Annotated in this window: 7 protein-coding genes; 6 read left to right on the forward strand and 1 reads right to left on the reverse strand. The window is 69.2% G+C overall.

The window, feature by feature from the left end; translation table 11 throughout:
- The 3 genes from ACXJKH_RS10795 to ACXJKH_RS10805 form a co-directional block, all read left to right on the forward strand.
- The coding region (locus ACXJKH_RS10795; protein ID WP_457319428.1) for an AAA family ATPase at positions 1 to 2,082 on the forward strand (2,082 nt) is incomplete at its 5' end.
- A complete protein-coding gene (locus ACXJKH_RS10800; protein WP_256774623.1) occupies positions 2,079 to 2,801 on the forward strand; it encodes a hypothetical protein in 723 nt (240 codons plus the stop codon). The genes ACXJKH_RS10795 and ACXJKH_RS10800, both read left to right, overlap by 4 nt.
- A 58-nt stretch (positions 2,802 to 2,859) precedes the next feature.
- Positions 2,860 to 3,963, forward strand: a complete 1,104-nt coding sequence (locus ACXJKH_RS10805) for a toxic anion resistance protein (RefSeq protein ID WP_457319429.1) — start codon at positions 2,860 to 2,862, stop codon at positions 3,961 to 3,963.
- A 140-nt stretch (positions 3,964 to 4,103) separates the two neighbouring features.
- On the opposite strand, the gene ACXJKH_RS10810 is transcribed toward ACXJKH_RS10805, so the two are convergent.
- Entirely contained in the window at positions 4,104 to 4,997 is an 894-nt protein-coding gene (locus tag ACXJKH_RS10810) for a LysR family transcriptional regulator (protein ID WP_457319430.1), read from the reverse strand.
- A 95-nt stretch (positions 4,998 to 5,092) separates the two neighbouring features.
- On the opposite strand from ACXJKH_RS10810, the gene trpB reads away from it, so the two are divergent.
- The 3 genes from trpB to trpA are packed head-to-tail and all read left to right on the forward strand — an operon-like array spanning position 5,093 to position 7,810.
- A complete protein-coding gene (gene trpB / locus ACXJKH_RS10815; protein ID WP_256774626.1) occupies positions 5,093 to 6,310 on the forward strand; it encodes a tryptophan synthase subunit beta in 1,218 nt (405 codons plus the stop codon).
- Positions 6,307 to 6,996: a hypothetical protein gene (locus ACXJKH_RS10820; RefSeq protein ID WP_457319431.1), complete on the forward strand. Its 690-nt coding sequence runs from the start codon at positions 6,307 to 6,309 to the stop codon at positions 6,994 to 6,996. The genes trpB and ACXJKH_RS10820 overlap by 4 nt, the downstream gene beginning before the upstream one ends.
- Before the next feature lie 7 nt (positions 6,997 to 7,003).
- A complete protein-coding gene (trpA, locus tag ACXJKH_RS10825) occupies positions 7,004 to 7,810 on the forward strand; it encodes a tryptophan synthase subunit alpha (protein WP_256774729.1) in 807 nt (268 codons plus the stop codon).
- Positions 7,811 to 7,922: the final 112 nt, after the last annotated feature.

Raw genomic sequence — 7,922 nt, forward strand, 5'->3', positions numbered from 1 at the left:
GGCGATGAACTGTCTGCCGGCGAGCCGGTCTTTGCCAGCAGCCGTTACGCGCTGGCGTTGCTGGACGCGCTCGGGCAGCAGCTGCAGGCCGCGGGCCAACGCGAAAGCGTGGAGCGCGCGCTGCAGCGCGAGCAGGATGGGCTGACCACGCGCTGGGCCTTGGCCGGGCAGTGGCTGCGCGCGCTGTGCCGCACTGCGGCCTTCACCGACCATGCCGGCTACGCCGACGAAGCGGCAGCACTGCTGCTGGTCCAGCGGGCACTGCGCACCCGCGCCAGCGAGACGGCCCTGCTGGTCAGCGTTGACGGGCTGCTGGGCGAGCATCCGCGCATCGTGCAGGGGCGCATGAACCTGTCGCTGGATGACTTCCTGGCCCGCCTGCAGCACCACAACGACGTGTTCGTCCCGGCGTTCCACGCCTACCAGGCGGTACGCCAGCGCATCGTCGCGCGCGAACGAGATACCCTGCGCCTGTCCGAGTTCAAGGCACGGCCGTTGTCTTCGTTCGTGCGCAACAAGCTCATCAACGATGTCTACCTGGGCGTGATCGGCGACAACCTGGCCAAGCAGATGGGCACGGTCGGGGAGAACAAGCGCAGCGACCTGATGGGGCTGCTGATGATGATCTCCCCGCCGGGCTACGGCAAAACCACGCTGATGGAATACGTGGCGCACCGGCTTGGCCTGGTCTTCATGAAGATCAACGGGCCGGCGCTCGGCCACGAGGTACGCTCGCTGGACCCGGCGCAGGCGCCGGACGCCACCTCGCGGCAGGAACTGGAAAAGCTCAACCTGGCGCTGGAGATGGGCAACAACACCATGCTGTATGTCGATGACATCCAGCACACCCACCCGGAGTTCCTGCAGAAGTTCATTTCACTGTGCGACGGCACCCGCCGCATCGAGGGCGTGTGGCGCGGGCGTACCCGGACCTACGACATGCGCGGCAAGAAGTTCTGCGTGGTCATGGCCGGCAACCCGTATACCGAGTCCGGCGAGGTGTTCAAGATTCCAGACATGCTCGCCAACCGCGCCGATATCTACAACCTTGGCGATGTGCTCGGCGGCATGGAAGATGCCTTCACCCTGAGCTACATCGAAAACAGCCTGACCTCCAATCCGGTGCTGGCGCCGCTGGCCACTCGCGACATGGCCGACCTGTACCTGCTGGTCGAACGTGCGATGGGCAAGGAGCTATCCACCAACGCGCTGAGCCATGCCTACAGTGGCGCGGAGGTCAATGAGATCGTGGCCACGTTGCAGCGCATGCTGCGCGTGCGCGACGTGGTCTACCGGGTCAACCAGCGGTACATCGCCAGCGCCGCGCAGGACGACCGCTACCGCACGGAACCGCCGTTCCGGCTGCAGGGCAGCTACCGCAACATGAACAAGCTGTCGGAAAAGATCTCCCCGGTGATGAACGAGGCCGAGCTCCAGCAGCTGGTCTCCGACCATTACCTCGGCGAAGCCCAGCTGCTCACCACCGGCGCCGAGGAGAACCTGCTCAAGCTGGCTGAACTGCGCGGCCTGCTGCAGGGGGAGGAACTGGCGCGCTGGCAGCAGATCAAGCGCGATTTCCTGCGCAACAAGGCCATGGGCGCCGGCGACAGCGATGTCGGGGGACGCATGGTGGCGCAGYTGGCCGACATCGCCAGCGCGCTGCAGTTGCCGCCGCCGGCGCCGCAGGCCGAGGTGGAACCGGCGCCCTGGCCAGCCTTGCTGTCGGCGCTGGAACGGCTGTCAGTCGCGCGCGCAGAACCGGTCGCTGCCGCGTCACCCACCCCCGCGCCGCCGCTGGCCGAACCGCTCGCCGATGGCCTGCAGGCCGGGTTGGCACCGCTGCTGCAGCTGCTTGGGCAATCGCACCAACAGCAGGTGCGCACCGGCGAGACGCTGGCCCTGTTGGCCGGCTGGGTGCGCCAGCAGATGGACGCCGAGCCGGCACCGCGCCAGCGGCTGCGACCGCGCCGGGCCAGCACGCCGGAAGAGCGCGCGCTGGATGAAGCCTTGATGCGCCACTTCTACGGCGAATCGGCGGTGCCGCCGCGCGACGACACCTCGGTGGATGACGCCCACGCATGACCGTGCCCTTGCCCGCGCCCGCGCAGCTCGATGGCGACACCCGGACGGTGGCGGCATTGGCGGCGTATGCGCAGCCGCTGCTCGATGCCATCGCACGGCATGCGCAGGGGCAGGGCAGCGGTAGCGAGGACGGCAGCGCCGCTGGATTGATCGAGGTGCTGGCGCGGATCGCGCTGGCGCTGCAATCGGCCGATCCGGCGCAGCTGCGTCGCCGGGCCGGCTGGTGGGGACGGCTGCTGGGTCGCGACGTTGAGCGCCAGCGCGATGCCGATGCGCTGCAACCGCAGCTGGGCGTGCTGCTGGTGCAGGCCGAAGACCGCGCACGTGCGCTGCAGGCCCGCGCCATGCAGCGCCAGAGCGCGATCGCGGCCGCCGAACAGGCCGCCGTCGCGCTGGAGCACTGGATCGACGCTGGCAGCCTGCAGTTGCCCAGCCTGCCCGATACCGAACAGCACGCCGTGTTCGCCCAGCGCCTGGATCACCTGCGCCGGCTGGCGGCACTGCAGCGCAGCGAAGGGGGGCAATGGCAGCTGCTGCAGGCGCAGGACGACGCGCTGCTGGCGCGCTTCCGGCGCATCGCCGATGTGCTGCTGCCGGCGTGGAGACAAGCCGCCCTGGCGCGGCAGGCGCAGGATCAGACCCGGCACAACCAGCAGGCCGCGGCGCTGCAGGCGCAGATCGCCGCCGAGGTCGCCTCGGCGCAGGCTAGACTCCGATGAACCCCCTGTTCTTACCGGTGTGCCACCGACGGCCGCCGCCCAGCATGGAGATCCACCGATGACCCAGGACCCGCAGGACACCCAGGCGCTGTCTGTCACCCCCGTCGATGCGCTGGACGATGCCGCGCTGCAGGCGCTCGGCCTGGGTCGTGACGACCTGCCGAAGATCGACGCGATCGGCCGTGGCCTGGAAGATATCCGTCCCGGCAACCTGCAGGTATTCGGTCGCGATGCGGCCGCCAAGACCGCCGCGTTTTCCAGCCAGCTGCTCGACCAGGTGCGCAACCGCGACCTGGATGCCAGCGGCGACAAGCTGGGCGAGGTGGTGCGCATTGCGCGTTCGCTCAAGCTCGATGGCCTGGCCGAACGCTCGAAGGTGCCGGTGATCGGCGGGCTGATCGACAAGCTGCGCGCCTCCAAGGGCGAGCTGGTGCAGAAGTTCAGCGATACCAATCGCCAGATCGAGCAGCTGATGGGTGATGTGGGCAGCCAGCAGACCCTGATGGYGCAGCGCGTGGGCGAGTTCGACCGAATGCACGACATCGTGCGCGAGGAGCGCCACGCGCTGGGCCTGCACATCGCCGCCGGCAAGCGTCGGATCAGCGAGCTGCGCAGCGAGCAGCAGGCCACGCTCGGCCAGGACGATCCGCAGGTGCGCATCCGCCAGGGCGAACTGGACAACGCAATCCGCCTGCTCGACAAGCGCATCGGCGATCTGGTGGTGATGCAGCACGCGGCCGATCAATCGTTGCCGATGATCCGCCTGATCCAGGCCAACGCCATCCTGCTGATCGAGAAGTTCAACACGGTCCGTGACATCACCATCCCGTCGTGGAAGCGCCAGTTCGCGATCCAGCTGTCGCTGAGCGAGCAGAAGAGCGCGGTGGCGCTGTCCAATGCCATCGACGATGCCACCAACGACCTGATGCGCCGCAACGCCGACCTGCTGCGCCAGACCACAGTGGACACCGCCAAGGCCAACCAGCGTGCGGTGATCGACGTGGCCACGCTGCGCCACGTGCACGAGCAGCTGATCGCCACGGTCGAAGAGGTGCGCAGCATCCACCGCGACGGCATGCAGCAGCGCCAGCAGGCCGAAGTCGAACTCGCGCGCCTCCGCGAAGACGTGCAACAGCGCCTGGCCGCCCCGACCGCCGGCTGACGCCCGCCGCGCACTGCGGTAGAGCCACGCCATGCGTGGCTGCTCTCTGTGCAGCAGCATGGCCCTTCAGGAAAACGCGCCACGCGCCGCCCGGCATCCCCGCATGGCGTGGATCTACGGTCGGCAATCGCGGGCTCGCGTCAGCCGCGCGCCAATTGCGCGGCCAGCCACTCGGCCAATGCATCCACCCGCGGATCCGGTGCACCCTCCGGTGTCGCCAGCACCCAGAACCCGCCGGTGGCGCCAAACCCCCACGGCGCCAGCAGGCGTCCGGCAGCCAGCTCGTCGGCCACCAACGGCTCCGGCGCAATCGCCACGCCCAGCCCGGCGACCGCCGCCTCCAGCAGGTAATACAGGTGGTCAAAGCTAGTGCCCAGCTGCAACCGGGCTGGGTCCACCCCGTGTGCGTCCGCCCAGGCCGGCCACGCCTGCGGCCGCGAGGTGGTGTGCAGCAACGGCTCGCCGAGCAGTGCAGAGGGCGGGTGCTGACGCAGCCGTGCCGCCGCCGGGTGCTGCGGGCTGACCACCACCCCGACCCGTTCCGGGGCCAGCTCACGCACCTGCCACCGCCGCGGCCACGGCGGCTGGGCCAGCAGCAGTACCGCGTCCAGGGCCTGTTGTGCATCGGTGAAACTGCCGTCCTGGGCCGACCAATGCAGCGCCAGCTGGGGCAGGTCGGCCTGCAGCGTCTGCAGGCGGGGAATCATCCAGCGCGCCAGGATGCTGCCGCTGCACCCCAGCACCAGCGCCTCGGGGCGTTGCTGGCGCTGCAGCACCGTGACCGCCTCGCGGATCTGTCCGAAAGCCCCCGCACAGGCCGCCTGCAGGATGTCGCCGGCGCGGGTCAGGCGCAGGCCGCGGCCGTCGCGCTCGAACAGGGCCACGCCCAGGTGATCCTCCAGCAGGCGCAGTTGTCGGCTGATCGCGCCATGGGTGACGTGCAGGGCTTCGGCGGCGCGGCCGACCCCGCCCAGGCGGGCGGCCGCTTCAAAGCTGCGCAGGGCGTTGAGCGGCGGCAGGGGGCTGTCGGTCATGTGAGTTTTCCTGACAGGTTGTCGGAGATATTATCGATATTCCTGTCATGACAGGTGCGTTAAATTGGCAGCCTGTCTCCACCGGCTGTCGCGACATGTCCGCATCCCCCATCGTTGATTTCCACGCCTACCCCGACGCCCAGGGCCATTTCGGCCGCTACGGCGGCAGTTTCGTCGCCGAAACGCTGATCGGGCCGCTGCAGGAGCTGGCTGCCGCCTACGACCAGGCGCGCCGCGATCCGGCCTTCATCGCCGCCTACGACAAGGACCTCACCCACTACGTGGGCCGGCCCAGCCCGATCTACCACGCCGAACGCCTCAGCAAACAGGTCGGCGGCGCGCAGATCCTGCTCAAGCGCGAAGACCTGAACCACACCGGCGCGCACAAGATCAACAACACCATCGGCCAGGCCCTGCTGGCCGCGCGGATGGGCAAGACCCGGATCATCGCCGAGACCGGCGCCGGCCAGCACGGCGTGGCCAGCGCGACCGTGGCCGCGCGGCTGGGCCTGGAATGCGTGGTGTACATGGGCGCCACCGACATCGAGCGGCAGAAGATCAACGTCTACCGCATGAAGCTGCTCGGCGCGACGGTGGTGCCGGTGACCTCCGGCTCGGCCACGCTCAAGGACGCGCTCAATGAAGCGATGCGCGACTGGGTCACCAACGTCCGCGACACCTTCTACATCATCGGTACCGTGGCCGGCCCGGACCCGTACCCGCGCATGGTCCGTGACTTCAACGCCATCGTCGGCCGTGAAGCCCGGGCGCAGATGTTCACCGATTACGGCCGCCTGCCCGACGCGATCACCGCCTGCGTCGGCGGCGGCAGCAACGCGATCGGCCTGTTCCATGCCTTCCTCAACGATCGCCAGGTGCGCATCGTCGGCGCTGAAGCGGCCGGTGATGGCATCGACACTGGTCGCCACGCCGCGTCCATCGCCGCCGGTCGCCCCGGCGTGCTGCACGGCAACCGTACGTATGTGATCTGCGACGATGACGGGCAGATCACCGAGACCCATTCGGTCTCGGCCGGCCTGGATTACCCTGGCGTCGGCCCGGAGCACGCGTTTTTGGCTGACGCCGGCCGGGCCGAGTATGTCGGCATCACCGACGACGAAGCCCTGGCCGCCTTCCACCAGCTGGCGCACAGCGAAGGCATCCTGGCTGCGCTGGAATCCAGCCATGCGGTGGCGCAGGCGATCAAGCTGGCGCGCGAACTGCCCCGCGACAAGCTGGTGCTGTGCAACCTGTCCGGTCGCGGTGACAAGGACGTGCATACCATCGCCGCCCGCGAGGGCTTGATGCTGTGAACCCACTGCTGCGCCAGGGAAGTGCGCTGCTGATCGTGGTCGGCCTGACTGCCTGCACCCCGCCGGATCCGCCGCTGCTGCCCGCCGCGCCGTCGGCCCCGGCGGCGATTGCACCGGCGCAGGTGCCGGCCAGCAACGACGATGACATCGCCAACCGCCCGATCGAAGACGATCCCGAGCCCGCGCCCACAGCGACCGACAACGACGCCGCACCCGCGGTGGTCTCGGTAGCGCTGGACCATGCCGGCGACGTGGTGATCGGGCAGCGTTTCAGCGCCGAGGRTGCCGATGCGCAATGGCATTCGGCGGGCCTGAGCGAGGGCGGCCAGCTCGGCAGCTGCGAGTACTACGAGCGCGGCAGCCTGCCCGAAGGCGTGTCGATGATGGTCGATGACGGGCATGTGGCGCGCTTCGACCTGGCCCTGCTCGACGGTTCGGACGAGACCATCACCCAGCCTGGTCCGTTCGGGCTGCGCCTGGGCATGTCGCGTGCCGAAGCGCTCAAGCGCTTGCCCAGGGGCAGCACCGCGCAGCCGCACGCTTACGATCCTGAAACCGGCGAGTACCTCACCTGGCAGGACCCCGGTTCGGATCTTGCGATCCGGCTGGAGATCGTCGACGGGGTGATTTCGAAGTTGTACTGGGGCGCCAGCGGCGCCGTTGAACTGATTGAAGGATGTGCCTGAAATGTCCGTGGACCGTATCGATGCCTGTTTCGCCCGCCTGCGCGCCTCCGGCCGCAAGGCGCTGATTCCTTTCATCACCGCGGGCGACCCGGGCCTGGAGGCCACCGTGCCGGTGATGCATGCGCTGGCCGCCGCCGGCGCCGACGTGATCGAACTCGGCGTGCCGTTTTCCGACCCCATGGCCGATGGCCCCACCATCCAGCGCAGCTCCGAGCGCGCGCTGGCGCGCGGGGCAGGGCTGCGTTACGTGCTGGAAACCGTGGCCGCCTTCCGCCGCGACGACACCACCACCCCGGTGGTGCTGATGGGCTACCTGAATCCGGTCGAGATCCACGGCACCGCGCGCTTCGCGCAGACCGCGATCGCCGCCGGCGTGGATGGCGTGCTGCTGGTCGACCTGCCGCCGGAAGAGGCCGCTGAAACCCGTGAGATCTTCACCGCCGCCGGCCTGGCGCTGATCCTGCTGGCCTCGCCGACCACCGCCGATGCGCGGCTGGACAGCTTGTCCGCAATGGCCCAGGGCTACCTTTACTACGTCAGCTTCGCCGGGGTGACCGGTGCGTCCGACCGTCTGGACAGCAGCGCCGCCAGCGCCCGCCTGCGCGACCTGCGCAGCCGCTCGCAGGTACCGGTGGTGGCCGGCTTCGGCATCAAGGATGCGGCCAGCGCCGCGGCCATGGCCGTCGAAGCCGACGGCGTCGTAGTAGGCAGCGCCCTGGTAGCCGCACTTGCCGAAGGTGCCGATGCAGGTGCTGCCGCACAGACCGCACAGTCCTTCCTCGCGCCGCTGCGTGCTGCGCTCGACCAAGCCTGATCAAGCGGCGCCCTCGATCTCCGATCCGCATACGTGAAACTGTGCAGAGGCAGGCGGGCAGCCGCGCCCGGGACACGCACGTAAACCCGTCCATGGGGGCTCGTGGGCGCCT

Source organism: Stenotrophomonas sp. P5_B8 (assembly GCF_054049855.1).

Coding starts and splice junctions, on each gene's coding strand:
- ACXJKH_RS10800 (WP_256774623.1), top strand. CDS start 2,079: ATGACCGTGCCCTTGCCCGCGCCCGCGCAGCTCGATGGCGACACCCGG.
- ACXJKH_RS10810 (WP_457319430.1), bottom strand. CDS start 4,997: ATGACCGACAGCCCCCTGCCGCCGCTCAACGCCCTGCGCAGCTTTGAA.
- trpB (WP_256774626.1), top strand. CDS start 5,093: ATGTCCGCATCCCCCATCGTTGATTTCCACGCCTACCCCGACGCCCAG.